Source organism: Peribacillus sp. NPDC101481, from assembly GCF_044767165.1.
Taxonomy (GTDB): Bacteria; Bacillota; Bacilli; order Bacillales; family DSM-1321; genus Peribacillus.
Window position 1 is genome coordinate 65,665 of sequence record NZ_JBIWNJ010000005.1, and the last position, 18,189, is coordinate 83,853.

General features: G+C 40.1%; 18 protein-coding genes. 9 read left to right on the top strand and 9 right to left on the bottom strand.

Features of this window, described 5'->3' with window-relative positions; translation table 11 throughout:
• Positions 1–223: 223 nt before the first annotated feature.
• The 5 genes from ACIROD_RS23650 to ACIROD_RS23670 all read left to right on the top strand — a co-directional run bounded on the left by ACIROD_RS23650 (position 224) and on the right by ACIROD_RS23670 (position 5,211).
• The gene (locus ACIROD_RS23650) at positions 224–808 is read left to right on the top strand and encodes a YjgB family protein (RefSeq protein WP_230178435.1); all 585 of its coding nucleotides are present in this window, start codon (positions 224–226) and stop codon (positions 806–808) included.
• 234 nt (positions 809–1,042) lie between these two features.
• Positions 1,043–2,632: an S-layer protein gene (locus tag ACIROD_RS23655; RefSeq protein ID WP_402944914.1), complete on the top strand. Its 1,590-nt coding sequence runs from the start codon at positions 1,043–1,045 to the stop codon at positions 2,630–2,632.
• 299 nt (positions 2,633–2,931) lie between these two features.
• Positions 2,932–3,756, top strand: coding sequence for an amino acid ABC transporter substrate-binding protein (locus ACIROD_RS23660; protein WP_402944918.1), 825 nt, complete (start codon positions 2,932–2,934; stop codon positions 3,754–3,756).
• Positions 3,740–4,444, top strand: a complete 705-nt coding sequence (locus tag ACIROD_RS23665; RefSeq protein WP_101225507.1) for an amino acid ABC transporter permease — start codon at positions 3,740–3,742, stop codon at positions 4,442–4,444. Before ACIROD_RS23660 ends, ACIROD_RS23665 begins: the two co-directional genes overlap by 17 nt.
• Before the next feature lie 29 nt (positions 4,445–4,473).
• Positions 4,474–5,211, top strand: a complete 738-nt coding sequence (locus ACIROD_RS23670; RefSeq protein WP_101225508.1) for an amino acid ABC transporter ATP-binding protein — start codon at positions 4,474–4,476, stop codon at positions 5,209–5,211.
• A 75-nt stretch (positions 5,212–5,286) separates the two neighbouring features.
• On the opposite strand, the gene ACIROD_RS23675 is transcribed toward ACIROD_RS23670, so the two are convergent.
• Positions 5,287–6,462 (bottom strand): MFS transporter, encoded by a 1,176-nt coding sequence (locus tag ACIROD_RS23675; RefSeq protein ID WP_101225509.1) that lies wholly within the window; start codon positions 6,460–6,462, stop codon positions 5,287–5,289.
• A 329-nt stretch (positions 6,463–6,791) separates the two neighbouring features.
• On the opposite strand from ACIROD_RS23675, the gene ACIROD_RS23680 reads away from it, so the two are divergent.
• Positions 6,792–7,502: a response regulator transcription factor gene (locus tag ACIROD_RS23680; protein ID WP_402944923.1), complete on the top strand. Its 711-nt coding sequence runs from the start codon at positions 6,792–6,794 to the stop codon at positions 7,500–7,502.
• The gene (locus tag ACIROD_RS23685) at positions 7,499–8,887 is read left to right on the top strand and encodes a sensor histidine kinase (protein ID WP_402944925.1); all 1,389 of its coding nucleotides are present in this window, start codon (positions 7,499–7,501) and stop codon (positions 8,885–8,887) included. The genes ACIROD_RS23680 and ACIROD_RS23685 overlap by 4 nt, the downstream gene beginning before the upstream one ends.
• Positions 8,888–8,932: 45 nt before the next feature.
• On the opposite strand, the gene ACIROD_RS23690 is transcribed toward ACIROD_RS23685, so the two are convergent.
• From ACIROD_RS23690 to ACIROD_RS23710, 5 genes are all read right to left on the bottom strand, one after another.
• Entirely contained in the window at positions 8,933–9,286 is a 354-nt protein-coding gene (locus tag ACIROD_RS23690) for a YxeA family protein (protein ID WP_101225513.1), read from the bottom strand.
• Between the two features lie 5 nt (positions 9,287–9,291).
• The gene (locus tag ACIROD_RS23695) at positions 9,292–11,211 is read right to left on the bottom strand and encodes an FtsX-like permease family protein (protein WP_402944929.1); all 1,920 of its coding nucleotides are present in this window, start codon (positions 11,209–11,211) and stop codon (positions 9,292–9,294) included.
• On the bottom strand, positions 11,198–11,965 hold the full coding sequence (locus tag ACIROD_RS23700; protein ID WP_402944932.1) for an ABC transporter ATP-binding protein: 768 nt from the start codon (positions 11,963–11,965) through the stop codon (positions 11,198–11,200). The genes ACIROD_RS23695 and ACIROD_RS23700 overlap by 14 nt, the downstream gene beginning before the upstream one ends.
• Positions 11,966–12,123: 158 nt before the next feature.
• Positions 12,124–12,414, bottom strand: a complete 291-nt coding sequence (locus ACIROD_RS23705; RefSeq protein WP_034305497.1) for a DUF3817 domain-containing protein — start codon at positions 12,412–12,414, stop codon at positions 12,124–12,126.
• A gap of 205 nt (positions 12,415–12,619) precedes the next feature.
• Positions 12,620–13,684: a C45 family autoproteolytic acyltransferase/hydrolase gene (locus ACIROD_RS23710; RefSeq protein WP_402944937.1), complete on the bottom strand. Its 1,065-nt coding sequence runs from the start codon at positions 13,682–13,684 to the stop codon at positions 12,620–12,622.
• Positions 13,685–13,841: 157 nt separating this feature from the next.
• On the opposite strand from ACIROD_RS23710, the gene ACIROD_RS23715 reads away from it, so the two are divergent.
• Complete coding sequence (locus tag ACIROD_RS23715; protein ID WP_101225517.1) at positions 13,842–15,233, top strand: hypothetical protein; 1,392 nt, start codon at positions 13,842–13,844, stop codon at positions 15,231–15,233.
• 165 nt (positions 15,234–15,398) lie between these two features.
• On the opposite strand, the gene ACIROD_RS23720 is transcribed toward ACIROD_RS23715, so the two are convergent.
• The 3 genes from ACIROD_RS23720 to ACIROD_RS23730 are packed head-to-tail and all read right to left on the bottom strand — an operon-like array spanning position 15,399 to position 17,325.
• Positions 15,399–16,187, bottom strand: coding sequence for an ABC transporter permease (locus ACIROD_RS23720; RefSeq protein ID WP_402944942.1), 789 nt, complete (start codon positions 16,185–16,187; stop codon positions 15,399–15,401).
• Complete coding sequence (locus ACIROD_RS23725; RefSeq protein WP_402944945.1) at positions 16,184–17,089, bottom strand: ABC transporter ATP-binding protein; 906 nt, start codon at positions 17,087–17,089, stop codon at positions 16,184–16,186. The genes ACIROD_RS23720 and ACIROD_RS23725 overlap by 4 nt, the downstream gene beginning before the upstream one ends.
• Complete coding sequence (locus ACIROD_RS23730) at positions 17,086–17,325, bottom strand: PLDc N-terminal domain-containing protein (RefSeq protein WP_101225520.1); 240 nt, start codon at positions 17,323–17,325, stop codon at positions 17,086–17,088. Before ACIROD_RS23730 ends, ACIROD_RS23725 begins: the two co-directional genes overlap by 4 nt.
• Before the next feature lie 224 nt (positions 17,326–17,549).
• On the opposite strand from ACIROD_RS23730, the gene ACIROD_RS23735 reads away from it, so the two are divergent.
• Positions 17,550–18,095 (top strand): helix-turn-helix domain-containing protein, encoded by a 546-nt coding sequence (locus tag ACIROD_RS23735; RefSeq protein WP_402944950.1) that lies wholly within the window; start codon positions 17,550–17,552, stop codon positions 18,093–18,095.
• The last annotated feature ends 94 nt before the right edge of the window (positions 18,096–18,189 follow it).

Below are 18,189 nucleotides of genomic sequence, written 5' to 3' on the forward strand. Positions count from 1 at the left end.
TAAAATAGACTGGATCTGTTTGATTATCGTGGAGCATCAGGGAACATATGAGCTGCATCTGCGGCAAAGGCTTCCGGTTTTCCAACTTTCTCAATCAATTGTTCAACAAGTGGCTCTAAGTTTGACTGTCATGTGTATTTCCAGGTGTTACAATCATTGATCATCAAGAAAATGTTTCATGTAAGAAAATTGTGGAAAAGTAATGGTATAGGAGGGATAAGAAATGTTATCTAAAAAACCAGCGGCCAGAATGGTTAGCGCCGTTATTCTAACCGGCTCCCTTTTAGGGGCAGGTGCATCGTTTCCAACAGAACCGGTTGGGGCTGCATCCACAATGGATTCCGCTTCTGGCATAGCTAAGGAACACGCTCTTACCACCTTACACGAAATCTACAACAAAGCTTTTTCAGGGGAAATGCCTTATACTGCCTTGGGTTTGAAAATTGATGAAAACACCCAAAAAGAAGTATATGACACATTTGGTCCTCCCCCTGAGCCAGGTAACACAGATGAAACTTTTGACTATTACCATGCAGAAATGGGGCATCCAGGATTTGCATTTGCCTATAACGATGACAAAACCATCTCACAAATCCGATATTTTGGGACAAATGTAGAACGGGACCATAATCTTGGAAGCATCACTCCTAAAGTTTTAGGAAAACAACTCGGCAGTGCTGACGAAATACGCCATATTTCCAGTACGAATGAAGACAACTACATTTACAAGACAGGGAACTATGAACTGCAATTCATTGTCGGTGAAGATCAAACTGTGGATCATATCAATCTACTCGAAGCTAAATAATATAATTGTCGCAGGCTGTAGAGAAAGAAAATTTTCTCTACAGCCTTTTTTGTTTCATGCCCTCCCCTTCTTTCTTCTTCTTCCAAACCGCTGTCACCTTCCCGTAACATATTATGGAAGCAACCCGGCCATTTAATTTACAAAATCCATACTCCCCCCAAACGGGCTCTTAATATTTTCACAATAAAATTAGCTTGTTCAACATTATTTCAATATATGGAGGGTGTCCGAAAGATGATTAATAAGTTCAGGGCTTTCACAGGAACGGTTCTAAGCATAGCCATCCTATTTCAGGGTCTTCCGGTCGCGGTTGCTGCAAATGATTCAGCAGACACTCAGACAAATCCGGGAGGCAGATGGATGAAGGGGGAATATCATGCCCATACCACTCAGTCCGATGATGCCGAGGGCTCACAGAGCCTTGAGAGCTTGCTAAATAACGCATTTGATAAGTATGGTATGGATTGGATGGGAATTTCCGACCACTTGAGGATGTCTTCAAGGGATGCTGAGGGAAATTTGATTACAGGTGGGCCGATACCGCTATCTCAGGGAATCATACAATATCAGACCCCGAAAATGGAGCAATTGCAAAAAGAGGGCAAATTTAAAAGTAAAGTCATCTTTTCAGGCTTCGAATGGGATATGCCCACATACGAGCATGTCGGCATAGGAATTTTGGGAGACAAGCCGGGCTCACCGAAAAGTCTGAAAGCTGGCAATCAGTTCGAATATCTGTTCACCAACCAGGATGAAAAGAAGTTTGATCCTGATGATGTAGCCGTCTGGAGAGCACAGGATCAAAGAGCTAATAAGACATCCGAGGATGCTCGAACAGCATTGGCATGGCTCGAGAAAAATTATAAGAATACAAGTTATGCCATATTGAACCACCCATCAAGAAAAAGGGTGTACAACATATCTGATTTTCGCGACTTCAACAATATAGCCCCGGATGTCATGTTCGGGTTCGAAGGTATGCCAGGTAACCAGATGGAGCCGGATAGAGGCGGTTTAAATCTGACAACACCGGAAAACAGGACCTACGGCGGTTCCGATCACATGCTCGCTAAGGTAGGTGGTGCTTGGGATGCCCTTCTTGGGGAAGGCCGTAAGTTCTGGAACTTTTCCAATTCAGACTCCCATTTTGAAATCAGTGAAAACCGCCTTTACTCAAGCGGCTACTGGCCAGGTGAATATTCCAAGAATTATACATGGGTAAATGGTTCATCGATGCAATCCGTCCTTGATGGCATGCGATCAGGGAAATCCTTCTCCGTTTTTGGTGACTTGATCGACGCCCTTGATTTCCAAGCTAAAAACCGAAACAACAAGGCAGATATGGGCGGGGATCTTAAAGTTAAGGAAGGACAGATGGTCAAGATCACCATCCGATTTAAAAGCCCCCAAAAGAACAATAACGGGGACCCGGTCAAGGTGGATCACGTGGATCTAATTTCCGGGGAAGTAACCGGGAAAGCAGTACCTGGTACACCTGCTTATAATAAAGCCACCAATGATACGACAAAAGTGGTTAAACGCTTTACAAGTAAAGACTGGAAAACCGATCGCGATGGTTTTCATACCATCACTTACAAGTTCAGAGCAAATAAGGATCAATATTTCCGTTTGCGCGGCACGAATCTCGGGGTTAATGTCTCTGGAGAAACGATGGACGGTGAACCGCTGATTGATGCAAAGACTGAAATCGAGGATAACGAAAAACGCTTTTTAGAAATAAACAAACGTAACTATAAAGACCTTTGGTTCTATTCGAACCCTATCTTTGTTAGTGTAGAGGATAAAAATCATAAAAAACGTTAAGTTAAAAAGAATCCTGAAATAGTTCTGGACAGTCCAAAAAGCCCCTCTCCGCTTAGCTAATAGTTGACGTGGATAAGGGGCTTTTTGTCTCCTTAGAATGGATATCGGTTCAGCTCCTTCCCTGGTTGACGATACACCTTTCTTTTACTTTTATTTTCACATCAATGCGTGAAAAACCGTATAATTCACCGAGTTTCATTAACACTAATGATATAAGTTATTTTCATTGACTTTTTTCCTTTTCTTGTATAGTATCACAGAGTATCAATCCCTATCAGATTACTAGGAGGTTTACCCAAATGAAAAAAATGGTTGCACTTTTATCGCTATTGTTAGCTTTCACGGTTGTACTTACCGCTTGTGGTACCGATACAAAAAATGAGGCAAACGATACCGACAATAAATCTTCTTCACAAGAAAGTCTATATGATAAAGTCAAAAAAGATGGCGTATTAACTGTTGGAACGGAAGGTACATATCCTCCTTTCACATTCCACGATGATTCAGATAAACTAACGGGGTTTGATGTTGAAATTGCTAAAGAAGTGGCAAAACGCCTTGGAGTGAAAGCTGAATTCAAGGAAACACAATGGGACGGCATGTTTGCAGGCTTGGATGCAAAACGTTTTGATATGATCGCAAACCAGGTGGGCATCGATGAAGACCGTCAAAAGAAATATGATTTCTCTGACCCATATATTCAATCAGGGGCCGTATTACTGGTACACAAAGATAATACGGATATTAAATCCTTCGATGATTTAAAAGGCAAGACCTCTGCACAATCTTTAACGAGTAACTACAATGACATAGCCAAATCTCATGGTGCTGAAGTTACAGGTATTGAAGGATTTTCTCAATCCGTACAGCTTATTGGTTCTAAACGTGTAGATGCCACGATCAATGACAAATTATCGTACCTTGATTATAAAAAGCAACACCCGGATGCACCTATCAAAGTGGCTGATGAGGAAGAAAGCGGAGTTGCAAGTGGTTTAATGTTCAGAAAAGACAGTGGCAAATTAGTGGAAGAAGTAAACAAAGCACTTAAAGCAATGAAAGACGACGGCACGTACGCGAAAATCTCGGATAAATGGTTTGGTGAAGATGTTTCTCCTAAGTAATATTTTCACCGACCCCGAGCGTATGAACCAGCTTGTTTCCATCGCTCAAACCTCCCTCTATCCTATGATAGAGGGAGCTATTCAATATACGATTCCACTAACATTGATCACATTCGTTCTCGGCCTTATTCTTGCTGTACTCACAGCATTGGCTAGATTATCTTCCATAAGGATTCTTCAAATAATTGCGCGTGTATATGTGTCAATCATCCGCGGGACACCTTTACTTGTGCAATTATTTATCATTTTCTATGGACTTCCAAATTTAGGTGTAACAATCAATCCTTTCATATCGGCCATTATAGGATTCTCTTTAAATGTGGGAGCATACGCTTCAGAAATTATCCGAGCAGCCATTTTATCCATACCAAAAGGGCAATGGGAAGCAGGCTATTCAATCGGGATGACATATACCCAAGCTTTAAAGCGCATCATTTTGCCTCAAGCTGCGCGGGTATCCATTCCCCCATTATCCAATACGTTCATTAGCCTTTTAAAAGATACATCGCTTGCCTCACTCATTCTGGTAACGGAATTATTCCGTAAAGCTCAAGAAATCGCTGCAAAAAACTATGAATTTCTACTACTTTACATAGAAGCAGCTGCTTTATATTGGATTTTGTGTACAATACTATCTTTCATTCAAGGAAGTTTAGAGGACAGACTTAATCGTTATGTAGCAAAATAAGAACCGCAGTAGTTAAAGGAGATTTTAAAATGATCAACATTAAGAATCTTCATAAATCGTTTGGTGACCTTGAAGTATTAAAGGGCATCGATTTGGAAGTGGAGCAAGGTAAAGTCATTGTATTGATCGGTCCTTCGGGTTCAGGTAAAACAACCTTTCTTCGGTGTTTGAATCTCCTTGAAGTACCCACGGACGGGACGATTGAAATTGATGAAACCATAATGGACTTCAAAAAATCCGTTAAAAAAAATTCAATTACATCTTTTCGCAGTTTAACAGGGATGGTTTTCCAAAGCTATAACCTCTTCCCCCACAAAACAGCATTGGAAAATGTAATGGAAGGACCCATCATTGTAAAAAACATAGCCAAACATCAAGCAAAGGAAACGGCTGCTGCCCTGCTTACAAAAGTCGGCTTAGGTGAGAAAATCGATTTTTATCCGTTTCAATTGTCCGGCGGACAGCAGCAACGAGTCGGAATTGCAAGGGCCCTGGCCATGGAGCCAAAGGTCATGCTATTCGATGAACCCACTTCCGCTTTAGATCCCGAACTAGTTGGAGACGTGTTACAGGTCATGAAAGACCTGGCGAAAGAAGAAGGCATGACAATGATCGTGGTAACCCATGAAATGCGTTTCGCCCGTGAAGTCGCCGACGAAGTCATTTTCATGGATGAAGGAAAAATAATGGAGCGGGGAACACCCGAGCAGATCTTCACAAACCCTAAAGAAGCGCGCACACGTAAATTCCTCAATCTGATTCAATAAAAAAACGGTGCTATTAAAGCACCGCTCGCAGCCCCCCCCATTTTTTGAAATGGGGGTTTTTTGCCCACCATCAAATTAATGAGATGCTGGGACCTGTCTAGTCTGTGTCCGTGCATGGTATAACTGAAAAAGAAGCAAAGCAAAAACGGAAAGGATCGCTCCCGATATAAATGGTAAATCAATCGAAATTGAAAATAACCAACCGCCGATCGGAGGACCTGCAATCCTGCCGAACGAGTCGAAGGAAGATAACAGTCCAGTGACACTGCCATGGCCCGTCATGGAACTTTTGGTCAGTAACGCCGAAATTGCCGGACGGATGAACCCATTTCCCACTCCGAAAATCGTCAGGAAGATCGCCGATGTCCAAAAGCCGGAAGAAAACAGGATGAGTATGAACCCAGCTGCCGAGATGATGATTCCCATTCGGATGACCGCTCCTTCTCCATATTTCTTTGTCATCCTACCCACTAATCCACCTTGAACGATTGCACTGCCAACTCCCATGATCATAAAGATATAGCCTAATTGGACAAGACTTATATCAGCCTTTTTGGCTGCAAAATAAGCAAAAGTCGTTTCTAGTCCTGCCATAGAAAGAGTGACGATCAATTGCAGAAAGAACATGGTTTTAAGTGGCCCTCTAAAGGCTTTCCACATAGATTCTTTATTTTTTGACTGCTGGGCCCTCTTTTCAACTGTATGTGATTCCTTCAGTATCGCAATCACTAAGAATAAAGTAATCAAAGAGGTAATTCCAGCAATGTAAAAAGGTAAATTCAAACTTGATTTGGAGAATACCCCTCCAATCGCCGGACCAAAGATGAAACCAAGCCCTGTAGCGGCCCCGATGATCCCCATCCCTTTTCCGCGATCTTCCGGCGTCGTGATGTCAGCCACATACGCCATTGCGGTTGGCATGTTTGCCGATGACAATATCCCGCCAATAATCCTTGCTACAAATAATACCCATAAGGAATCTGCCGAGGCCGTGATAAAAAACGAAAGAGCCAAACCAGCAATCCCGATTATCATGACAGGCTTACGTCCTATCCGGTCAGATATACGTCCCCACACCGGGGCAAAAAATAATTGCATTAATGAATAAACAGCCATTAAAAGTCCAAGCTCAGTAGGACTGCCACCAACCTTTTCTGCAAGAAACGGAATGACGGGAATAATGATCCCAAATCCGACCATGACTAAAAACATCACTAAAAAAAGAACAGGTAACACTTTTTTTGTTTCCATTATTTTTTTCTCCTTTTACTCTTCCACATTCGCTGCATAAGCAATGAATTCCTGAATCATATTACTTAGCATAATCTTCCTGACAATACTTTAAACAGTTTATCATACAACCTTTACCAAATCAGTATGAAGAACGATCTTCTTACCCAAACCACCTTAACTAAATACAGAACAGATAACAGGATTCCTGATCTGAACATAAATTTTTCATGTAATCGCACTTTCGTGAAAAGAATGGATGGGTTCGTTAAAAAACTTTCCCTCCCCTTATTTTTTGTTAAGGGGTACTCTATACTGTAGGGTATGATTGATGTGTAGGAGGTAAAAGAATGTCTAATGATCAGTGGATTTTAATTATTGACGATGAAGAAGATTTGGCACGTCTCATGGAGACGGTTTTACATAAAGAAGGTATCCCGAATATTGTTACGGCGGGGACGATTGCGGATGGGTGGGCAAAGTTTCAGAAGTTCAATCCATCACTAGTCTTGCTAGATATTATGCTGCCAGATGGTGAAGGCTATGATTTATGCAAGCAAATTCGGGAAGTGTCGAACGTGCCCATTTTATTTTTGTCGGCAAAGGATGAGGAAATTGATAAGCTTTTAGGTTTGGCGATTGGCGGGGATGATTATATTACCAAGCCATTCAGTCCGAAGGAAGTTGCATATCGGGTAAAGGCGCAGCTGAGGCGTGCGGGCTTTTCAGAGGAAAAAGCTGCTCCGAAAAAATTTCAAATTGGTCCTTTTGAGCTTAGTGCAAATGAAAATGAAGTGAAAAAGGATGGCAAAACGCTAGAGCTCACAGCTAAAGAAATCGGACTGATGAGCTGTTTTATGCATCACCCAAATCAGATTTTAAGCAAAGAAACTTTATTTGAACATGTGTGGGCCGATGATTACTTTGGCTCTGATAATACAGTTATGGTTCATATTCGCCGTTTACGCGAAAAAATCGAGGCAGATCCTTCAAACCCTTCTTTTTTAATAACCGTTAAAGGACTTGGTTATAAATTACAAACCAAGGGTGAAACAAGATGAAGTGGAAATTGACACGGCGCTTTTTAGGATCCGTTGTGACAATTGTTGTAATCGTAGGAATCGTAAATACAATTTTACTTTTATGCTTACTCTTTGTTCATTTCGACACGGAAGAGGAATCTGCGGAAAACTTTAGCCGATCTTTTTCACAATATGTAGAACTGATAGATGACAAACCAATGGTAAATGAAGATGGGCTGGAAAAACTGCGGAACAATAACGCCTGGATACAATTTTTGAATGATAAGGGCGAACAAGTTTCTGCCTATTACACACCTCAAAAATTGCAAACCGTATATTCTCCTGTTGAAATCGTCCAAATGTATAAGTATAAAGAAATTGATGCAGAGACGACTGTTTTCGTCGGCGAAGCTCATGATTTCAGCTATTTTGTAGGGGTTAAAGATCGAGGAATAGGCCGATATGTAATGTCCTATAATTATGTTCACATTTTAAAGTACATCAACATCATACTTTTACTGTTTTTAACCGTGGATATTATTATCGCCCTAGTCATTGGATTATTATTTGGTAAAAGATTAACGACACCACTTAACACTTTAATAGAAGGAATACAGCAGCTTCGCGAAAGACGTTTCAAAAAGATGAGTATACCAAAAGGCGTTTATGAAGATGTATTTCACAATATGAATGAACTATCTATAAAGTTGGATCAGTATGAAAAGGAACGTGATCAACTCGACCAAATGCGTGAGGAATGGATTAGCAATGTTTCTCATGACATGAAGACGCCACTTGCTTCCATCCATGGATATACAGAATTGATGAAAGATAATGCCACTGAATTAACACCACAGGAATTGTATGAGTTTACATCCATTATTAATAGACAGTCCGTATATATGAAAGATTTATTGGATGACCTCAATTTAACGATGCGTTTGCGCAACCAACAACTTCCTTTGCAATTTGAAGTTGTTGATATCGTTGGGTTTATAAGAGAAATGACGATCGAGCTTTTAAATGATTCACAATTTGGTGATAAACAGGTTGAGTTTGTGGCAAATGTGGATAAAGCAACACGTAAAGTGGATAAAAAATTACTGAAACGGGCGATTTTTAACTTTATCTACAATGCGCTCGTACATAATGATGAAAATGTCGTCGTGAAAATACAAATTGATGATATTGGTCCACAATCGGAACTTCATACCAAAATTACCATTGCCGATAATGGCCGCGGTATTCCCGACAAAGACTTGGAACAGGTTTTTGAACGCTACTATCGAGGTACGAATACTGCCAGTACACATGGGACCGGTTTAGGAATGGCCATTGCAAGGGACATTATTCTGGCTCATAAAGGTAAACTTGATTTGACTAGCGTTGAAAATAAGGGAACCACAATTACGATACTTTTATAATTATTTAAAGGGCTGTCCATAATTTACAGACAGCCCTTCTTTCATTTATTTTGTTCGTGCTTTTTTTGGAATATCCTCAAATTTCACTTCATCATATGACGAAACCTCATCACCATTTTTCACGTACATCTTTAAGTAAGCGTCTTTTCGAAGATTTTTTTGTGCCGTGAATTCAAGTGGTATCGTTTCACCATCTGCATTTTTGGCGTCCAGTTTATAAGAATAGTAAGTCATCACTGAACCATCATCCAGTTTGGTTTCATGTTGTACCCCATCCTCTGTAATTTGCAAATAATAATTATCGGCATTCATGCGGTTAAAGTCCATTTTAGTAAGTGCGAAGACACCTGCCGCTCCCAAAATAAACAAAATGCCAACTACCATAATAAATTTCTTCATCTCGATCATCCTTCTGTTTTATTATTTTGTGTGATAATACGATTATAGGAAGCTACCGTTAAGATATAATACAGACCGTAAATGACCGTATAGGCGATCATCCAGATCAACACAGGTTTTTCCAGGTCCATCATCAATAAGCCCGAGAAGGCTTTTAAAGCAACCGCACTGTGTAATAACCCCACTGCCAGTGGAACGAAAAAGATTACAAACACTTGTGATGCAATGGACTTCCGCATTTCTTTTGCGTTAACGCCCATCTTATGGAGCATATTGTATTGTGATTTATCTTCCTCAGCTTCCGTTAGAACTTTAAAGTAAATGATACTGCCTGTTGCCGCTAAAAAAACAAGACCAAGGAAACTTCCGATAAAGAGCAATGAGCCTACACCTTCAATGCTTGTTTGAAAATCTTGAGGGGCACTGGAAAATAGCGCTTCTTCAGGCAATTGTTTTGCAATTTCCCCCGATAAATCAGTGGAAGCTTGATCAACTCCGATAACACGATAGTTTAGGGCTTCCCCTTCTTTTTGCAATGATTTAAATTGATCATTCGATACAACCACTGCAATGCCTGCTGTTTTGGCATTTAAAACTGTTTGTGTTTTAAAGCTTTGGAATGTGATTGCCGTGTTGTTTTCTGTCCTGATCGTCTTGTCCCTGTATTCAGATGAAAATCTTTTGTCATATCCAATATCTAAAATGACTGCTTTGCCATTATTCACAAGCAATGCATCCTTACCTTGTACTTCTGCTAATTTGTTATATGTTCTTTCATCGATTATCGTGTAAATCCTTTTATCAGAGCTATCGAATGCTGATCCCTCGCTAAGTTCTTTTGTATTGAATGTGACAGATAGTGCTTCGACATTTTCATCATACTTTGTATCTGGCAATATAGCGCTGACTTGCCGATCGCTTTTTGCATCCGTTTGCTGATACATGAAGGTGTTCGGATCAACGGTCATAACTTGGTCATTCGCGTTATAATAAAGGCCATAAACCGCACCGCCAGCCGTTACCGTTGTAGCACTTAACACTGCAATTACGGTCAATGTCCGTGCATTACCCCGAATACGATATAGCAGCTGCGAGATCGTCATCAGATGCAGGCCTTTCCATAGCCATTTTTCATTTTTCTTAATCACCGCTAACACATAGCCTGTCACGCTATGAAACAATAAAAACGTACCGGCAATAACGGTTGTCAAAATGATGAGTGCCGTCATCAAAAAGCCGACTTTTTCCCATACTTTAGAAGTAAATAGATCTTGCATCGCCAACCAATAACCCATGACAATCAGAAAAATTCCCAGAATGGCTACAATCATCGATGGCTTCGGAGCCGCTTCCCCTTTTTTCGTTGCATGGAAGAGATCGATTAGTTTAAATTGATAAATCAACCGATAGCCCTGGAATGATGTCACCAAGAAAATAATCAAAAATACGATTGAGGTGTTCAAAGCAGCAGATTCCGAAAATGTAAATGGTGCTATGACATCATAGCCCATTAAATAGATCAAAATCGTCATGAACCCTTTTGAACAAAGAAATCCAAGTAAAATCCCCACAACCAATGAAACCAAGCCTAGCAATAGGTTTTCAAAGAAGAGCATAAAACCGATCTGACGATTACGTACGCCAAGCAATGCATATAATGCCACTTCTTTTTTACGTTTTTTCATGAAGAATGAATTGGAATAGGCAATAAAAATGGCAACGAAGAAAATCAGGATGACAGCCGCACCACTCATTAATGAATCCAATTTCTGTGATGAAGCCGTTTGTTCTGCAACTGTGTCACTATATTTTAATGTTACAAATGTAAAATAGATGATAATGCTAAATACCATGGATGCGATATATAAAAAATATTGGGAGAGGTTTCGAGCAATATTCTTTCTCGCCAGACTAAATAACGTCATCTACCTCACCTCCAATTGTTGCAAGGACATCCATAATTTCTTGGAAGAAAGCTTTACGTGATTGGCCACGACGATATATTTCTGTTGAAAGCGTACCATCCTTGATGAAAATGATCCGCCGGCAGAAGCTTGCGGCATATGCATCATGTGTCACCAACATGATGGTGGAATTATTATTTTCATTTAGTTCACTTAAGCTTTCCAGCAGACCTGTTGCTGATTTTGAATCAAGTGCACCTGTGGGCTCATCTGCCAGAATCAATGCAGGCTCTGTCACAAGTGCCCTGGCTGCAGCTGTCCTTTGCTTTTGCCCGCCGGAGATTTGGTATGGATATTTGGCTAATAAGCCTTCAATCCCAAATACTTTAGCAATACGATTCACCAAGTTAGTAATTTCTTTCGCTGGAATTTTTGCAATCGCCAGTGGTAATAATATATTTTCCTTAACAGTCAATGAGTCAAGCAAATTGTAATCCTGGAAGATGAAACCAAGATTATCACGTCTGAAATCCGTTAAGTCTGCCCCTTTCATATCGTGAATGCTCGTATCATTCATGAAAATTTTCCCTTCAGTCGGCGAATCTATGGTTGCCAACATATTGAGCAACGTCGATTTCCCCGCTCCAGAAGGTCCCATGATTCCTACAAACTCCCCTTCATGAATCTCAAAAGATATATTTTCCAACGCTGTGAAGGCAGCGCTTGATTTACCATATGTTTTTTTTATATTTTCCACTTTTAATAATGGTCCCATTTGTTTCACCTCTTCAGTATTGTTGATACTTATACTTTACATGCCCATTCTTACAGCATCTTTGTGCCAACCTTACAGCAAGCTTAAATCCATAAAAAAAACGCCTGCCATTTAAATAGGAAGACGTTTTTTTATGGATTTTTTGAAAGTAAAAGTATTTAACTTTGCTTCAGAAGCCTGCGATCGATTACAAAATTACCAAATGGAATGAATGAAACGATGAAAATCATCGCCATTTTTAAAAAGGACCATTTTGATATGATGCTCACATAAAGTAATAAAAGTCCAAATACAACAAATAAGAAACCATGGATGCTGCCTAAAATGAGTGTTGCTTCCCCAATATCCAATATGTACTTAATGGGCATACCAATGGCAAGCAATAAAACATATGAGATTCCCTCAATTATTGTAATAAACCGAAACCAACCAATAGCTGTCGAAAACATTCGCTCATCCCCTTATTCATTGTACAAGTACGGCACACAAATCCAGCTTCTTGTCCCCAATCCAAAATCTGTTACTTCATCATATTATATTACTGTGCCATCCACTAATAAATAGTACCAGGTTTGCCTAAAAATAGAACAACAAAAGCCCAATCCAAGGATTGGGCCTGTTAACAACGCAAGGTTCAAATTTACTTAAAGACGTTCAATTTCGAAACCAATTCGCTCCCTCATCCATATGCACGAAGGGAATATCCGTATCAATTACACCGTTGATTCGTTTTAACTCAACATCTTCCCCTTCGAGCCATTTTGCAAAATCTATTGAAGTCGGCTCCTGGTTCCCTCCCAAGGCAATCCAAGCTTTCATCTCCTTAGGTAAATAAGCGGATGTATGAATCGTTCCCGCCCAGCTGCTATATAAATCCGAGAAGACACCTTGATTGGTATCATTAAACAACCTATAAGCATCGTAGGCAGATGAAAGTCTTCCTTCCTGATCTTGGATGATCTCCAATCGGCGTTTTGAATCGATAAGATGGTTACGGTTTTCATTTTTCATGATTTCAAAGTGATTTGTACAGGCATTTGACGTGCGCACCTCTACATTTCTCGGGGAGGTTTCAACGATATAGGTACTTCCGCTTTTATCATAGACGACGTAAGTGAAAGAATGACGATGCGGGATTTCCTTCAACATCGCGACCGCTTCCTGAACGTTCGCACAAGATTCAACAATCAGTCTGCCAATCATGCAACAGATGAAACCATCGCCAGGGTTCTTGCGATTCATGAAGTTATAGCCTATCACCAAACCTTTTTCATTCATTCCATCCATTCGACCAGTCCCTCGCTGACTCGGGCCGATGCTTGAATACCCTTGATCGGTTGGCTGGAATAAGACATAGCGTCCTTCATAGGTCTTTGGGTGGTAATCATAATTGCGAATGAGATAATCATCGCCTGTCATGATGGAACAGCCCGACCGAACATAATCCAAACGGTATCCACCAAACTCTTGCAGCACGCGGTCAATTGGCCATTTCAGCGCTTCTTGCAACCCCAGTAATTCTTCCCAAACTCCAGGGGCGAATTGTGTAATGGCTTTCCTGACCTCTTCTTCTTCAACCGTAAACCGAGGCTGCCTGATCTTCCACTGATCTTCACGATTTTTTACCGTTAGTGAATCTTTTAATTCCTCCCCTTGCATGTATCCAAACTCATAATGTGTACCCCGAAATTGTATGACATCACTATATATCTGCTTCACGGCTTATCCCTCATTTACAGTAGTTGCTATTCAAGTTAAGAATACTTGAAGTATTGTTGAAAATAAAGAAGATAAGCCTTTAAATTTATGAAACAACTCACCACCCCGTACCTCCCTCATAATCTGTAACTAGGCACATTTATGAGGGGGACGGATCATGGAGATGGAATTAACGGCACTCCATTGGATTTATGTTGTATTCATTGCATTGATAATCGGGTTTATGGTAAAACGTCGTGATACTACCCTCATCTGCATAATTGGTATTTTCCTTTTGGCTTTAGTGGCTACAGGCAGTTTAGCCTCTTCCATAAGCGGGATATTCAACAGCTTCATTTTCGCAATCACGGAATTAATGTCCACGATATTAATCATTTCAATCATCGTTGCCATGAGCACGGTTTTAACGAAGTCGGGCATTAATGATGTCATGATTGCACCGTTTGCGAAATTCATTAAAAATCCTACACTTGCCTTTTGGGTAATCGGAATCGTCATGATGATGATATCCTGGTTTTTCTGGCCATCACCTGCCGTTGCCTTACTTGGGGCTGTTCTGCTCCCTGTTGCTTTACGGGCTGGTTTACCTGCTCTTGGTGTAGCGATGGCGATGAACCTATTTGGTCACGGAATAGCATTATCAGGGGATTTCATCATTCAGGCTGCCCCTAAACTAACGGGCGATGCGGCTTCCATACCAGTCGGTGATGTCATCGCTGCGAGCATCCCACTTGTCATTACAATGGGGGTCGTCACCACCCTCTCCGCCTTTATCCTTTTAAAGCGGGATATGAAGCTGGGAAAAATCAATGCGGCGGATAATGAGGGGATCGTCCAAGATCAGACAATGAATGAAGATTTGCTTACATTGAGACAAAAGAGGTTTTTTGCCATTTTCATTCCGATTGCCTTTCTGTTGGATGTTGTGGCATTGTCGATTTTGAAGTTGCAAGGCGGAGATGCAACGGCATTGGTTGGGGGCACTGCCGTTTTCATTTTGCTGATTTTATCCCTTGTCGCACATAAACAACAAGGTCTTGAAAAATCAACGGCCTATTTGATTCAGGGTTTTCAATTTGGCTTTAAAGTATTCGGACCCGTCATTCCGATCGCCGCATTCTTCTATCTAGGTGATTCTGGATTCAATCAGATCATCGGTGACTACTTACCAAAAACATCCCTCGGCATCGTCAATGACCTTGGTGCCGCCTTGGCAGCCTCCGTTCCTTTAACGAAAGAAATAGCCGCCGTCACATTAACGGGCATCGGTGCCATCACTGGCTTGGATGGATCGGGCTTCTCAGGCATTTCTTTAGCGGGATCTGTCGCCAAACTTTTTGGCACGGCAATCGGTGGCGGAACCGCCACCTTGACTGCACTCGGGCAAATAACCGCGATTTGGGTTGGCGGAGGTACCCTGATTCCATGGGCACTGATACCAGCAGCTGCCATATGTAACGTCAGTCCCTTTGAACTTGCCCGCCGGAATCTGCTTCCGGTAACCATTGGTTTAGCAGTGACTACAATTGTCGCGATGTTTCTCATTTAATCGATTTGCGCCGATTTGTGTGGACTTTACATTGAAAAAGGACTGAGTAAAAAATCAGTCCTTTTTCATTTCAATCCGATATAATTGTAGAATTCCGTCGATATATTCCTATTTTCGGAGGTATAACTGTAGATTTCGTCGATATATTTTTCCTTCATACCCAACTTATTCGTTATTGAATTTCTTTTTTGAAATCCATATGTTCGTTACCAATATCGCTACTGCCGTCAACTCAAGTGCCGCTAATGCACCCCAAATCGCTTGTGAATTGACTGTGCCTAAAATCAGTACTTCCATGGCATGTTTACTCATGCTTGCCGGATTCACATTGTCTATTACCGGACTTAATCCAACTATGATTCTACAGCCGAGGAGAAATACTATCGAAATTAATGCAATAATACCCTGACTATTAAAAATGGTACTGATCATCGTCGTGAATGAAACGATAAATAGGATCCACAGCAGATAGAACAGCAAGGCCACTATTAAATCCGCAAAGTCAACGCTCGTAAACAAGAAAACTGCATACAGATATGAAACCAAATATCCCAATGCTATACTGAAGGCAACAAACAGATAATTGGAAATGATCTTCCCGCTTATGTAAGATCCAACCGTCACGGGCCTTGTAAGAATGAAAGCCAGCATACCATTTGCTTTATCGGATTGTACGACTCCCATCATGGAAACGATGATGATCATGACCCCTAGCTGATCAAATTGAGACCCTAAGGTACTGGCAAGAACTTCGCCGCCTTTTTGGGCTGCCATGCTTGGATCAATGGTGATCCCTTGGGCCCCGCCCAGTGCCTCTAATATTGAAGGTAAATAATAACTTACGACTGGTTGAGTTATTCCTAAAAATACAAATACAAGCGGCAGCCATATCACTTTATATTCACGTACCATCTGAACAAATTCCTTTTTAGCCAAAACGGTAAAATCACTCATTTTTCCACCACCAATTTTAAGAAAATCTCTTCCAATGTATCGTTATCTATTTCGAACCTTATAAGATCAACATTATGCTCCAGAGCATTCGCCAGTAACATATTCTTGTTTAATTCAATATCTTCCACTTCTATCTTCAATTTATTTCCAATCACCTCTACACCTTTGACAAAGTTCAAGCTTTTAACGTTTTCAATCCATTTTTGACTTTTAGAGGTTATGTCGACATTGATTTTATTTCCACTATCCCTGTTTAATAATTCTGATATTGTTGTGTCCTCAATTTTTTTACCGCTTTTTATAATGACAAACCTCTCACATATTTCTTCTGCATCGCTTAATATATGCGTCGATAATAAAATTGTCGTATCTTTCTTTATCTCTTTTATGATATTCAACACTTCTCTCCGGCCGATTGGATCTAATGCCGAAACCGGTTCATCCATGACAATCAAAGCTGGTTTATGTAACAATGCCTGTGCAATTCCAAGCCTTTGTTTCATTCCGCCTGAAAAAGTCCGCACCTTTGAATTCTCTTCCCCGCTCAACCCCACTTTCGACAATATCTCTGGAATGCCGCTTAATAATTCTTCCCTCTTGATACCCGAGAGCTGCCCCATGAATGTAAGGGTTTCTTTGGCAGTCATCCATTGAAAGAAGTTAGGATATTGTGGTAAGTAGCCTATTTCCTTTTTCATTTTTGAAATTCCCTTACCATCAAGCAATACTTCTCCCCTAGTTGGATCAATAATATCTGCAATGACTTTTATTAGTGTCGACTTACCAGCCCCATTTGGCCCAATCAATCCAACACATTCCCCAGATTGCAATTCCATTGAAAAATTATTGACCGCTGTTTTTTCTTTGAATTTTTTTGTGACATTATTAATCTCCAATTTCATATTCTGTCACTGTCCTTTCTACCAATAACGAAGTAAAGAATTGGACCGATAGTATTTGCAAAAATAATGATGAGTGTCCACAATAAAACATTTTTCCGCGTCTTTCGATTTCTGTATAAATCAATTAATGCAATAAGGATTAAAATCATCCCAATAGCAATTACCGGTAAAATAATCGGCAGAATAGGCATGAAATCAATATCTTTCAATTCGTTCCATCCATAATGCAATTTCATATATACCACTCCTTAATAACAAATTTTATTATCATTATCAGTAATGATAACATTTAAATTGGTATTTTTCACCTATTTTTTTCTTGATAAAATATTGTTTGAGGTTTTATTGTTATTTATAATGATAATATTATCATGTTAGATAATATATGATATTTATTAAGCTTTATTGCATGAAGACATTACAATTGAAATTATTTCATTTCCAATGTGAGGAGAATAAGATGATTAATAAAGCCGAAATTTTAATGCATCCTGTAAGAATGAAGATTACCCAAGCTTTAATGAGAAACAGGGAAAATGGTTTAACGCCATTAGAAATGTTAAAAATCATTAAAGATGTACCCCAAGCAACATTATATAGACATATACAGGTTCTATTTGATTCAGGGGTCATCCGCATTGTAAAAGAGAAAAAAGTGAGATCCGTTTCCGAAAAATACTATGTTTTAAATGAAGAAGAAGCGCGACTTAGCGGGGAAGAATGGAAAAAATATTCTAATGAGAAAAAGGTGAACTACTTTTCTTATTATCAATTATCCCTTATGACTCAATATCAAAACTATCTTACTAAATTAGAAGAAAGAGATTGTGCTGAAGATGGTTCAACCTTTTCCCTTTTAGAACTAAAGCTTGATGATGAAAGCTTTATTAACTTTCAAAATGAATTGAACGATTTAATGGTAAAATACTACAACGCTACGAAACAAAGTGCTAAACAAGACTCTCCTATTCGAACAATCGGCGTTACAATCATTCCGGAATCATAAGTAAATGAAAAGGCTGTTCTCAAACCTTGGACTAAAAGAACCATGAATACTATAGATTCACCAACCAAAATGGTTGCAGTCTCCGTTTTGAAAC

What these genes read in the sequence shown, in the direction of transcription:
- ACIROD_RS23695 (WP_402944929.1), bottom strand. Translation starts at nt 11,211, where the DNA reads ATGACGTTATTTAGTCTGGCGAGAAAGAATATTGCTCGAAACCTCTCC.
- ACIROD_RS23725 (WP_402944945.1), bottom strand. Translation starts at nt 17,089, where the DNA reads ATGAAATTGGAGATTAATAATGTCACAAAAAAATTCAAAGAAAAAACA.
- ACIROD_RS23705 (WP_034305497.1), bottom strand. Translation starts at nt 12,414, where the DNA reads ATGTTTTCGACAGCTATTGGTTGGTTTCGGTTTATTACAATAATTGAG.
- ACIROD_RS23690 (WP_101225513.1), bottom strand. Translation starts at nt 9,286, where the DNA reads ATGAAGAAATTTATTATGGTAGTTGGCATTTTGTTTATTTTGGGAGCG.
- ACIROD_RS23650 (WP_230178435.1), top strand. Translation starts at nt 224, where the DNA reads ATGTTATCTAAAAAACCAGCGGCCAGAATGGTTAGCGCCGTTATTCTA.
- ACIROD_RS23670 (WP_101225508.1), top strand. Translation starts at nt 4,474, where the DNA reads ATGATCAACATTAAGAATCTTCATAAATCGTTTGGTGACCTTGAAGTA.
- ACIROD_RS23665 (WP_101225507.1), top strand. Translation starts at nt 3,740, where the DNA reads ATGTTTCTCCTAAGTAATATTTTCACCGACCCCGAGCGTATGAACCAG.
- ACIROD_RS23685 (WP_402944925.1), top strand. Translation starts at nt 7,499, where the DNA reads ATGAAGTGGAAATTGACACGGCGCTTTTTAGGATCCGTTGTGACAATT.
- ACIROD_RS23675 (WP_101225509.1), bottom strand. Translation starts at nt 6,462, where the DNA reads ATGGAAACAAAAAAAGTGTTACCTGTTCTTTTTTTAGTGATGTTTTTA.
- ACIROD_RS23720 (WP_402944942.1), bottom strand. Translation starts at nt 16,187, where the DNA reads ATGAGTGATTTTACCGTTTTGGCTAAAAAGGAATTTGTTCAGATGGTA.
- ACIROD_RS23735 (WP_402944950.1), top strand. Translation starts at nt 17,550, where the DNA reads ATGATTAATAAAGCCGAAATTTTAATGCATCCTGTAAGAATGAAGATT.
- ACIROD_RS23655 (WP_402944914.1), top strand. Translation starts at nt 1,043, where the DNA reads ATGATTAATAAGTTCAGGGCTTTCACAGGAACGGTTCTAAGCATAGCC.
- ACIROD_RS23700 (WP_402944932.1), bottom strand. Translation starts at nt 11,965, where the DNA reads ATGGGACCATTATTAAAAGTGGAAAATATAAAAAAAACATATGGTAAA.
- ACIROD_RS23715 (WP_101225517.1), top strand. Translation starts at nt 13,842, where the DNA reads ATGGAGATGGAATTAACGGCACTCCATTGGATTTATGTTGTATTCATT.
- ACIROD_RS23730 (WP_101225520.1), bottom strand. Translation starts at nt 17,325, where the DNA reads ATGAAATTGCATTATGGATGGAACGAATTGAAAGATATTGATTTCATG.
- ACIROD_RS23660 (WP_402944918.1), top strand. Translation starts at nt 2,932, where the DNA reads ATGAAAAAAATGGTTGCACTTTTATCGCTATTGTTAGCTTTCACGGTT.
- ACIROD_RS23680 (WP_402944923.1), top strand. Translation starts at nt 6,792, where the DNA reads ATGTCTAATGATCAGTGGATTTTAATTATTGACGATGAAGAAGATTTG.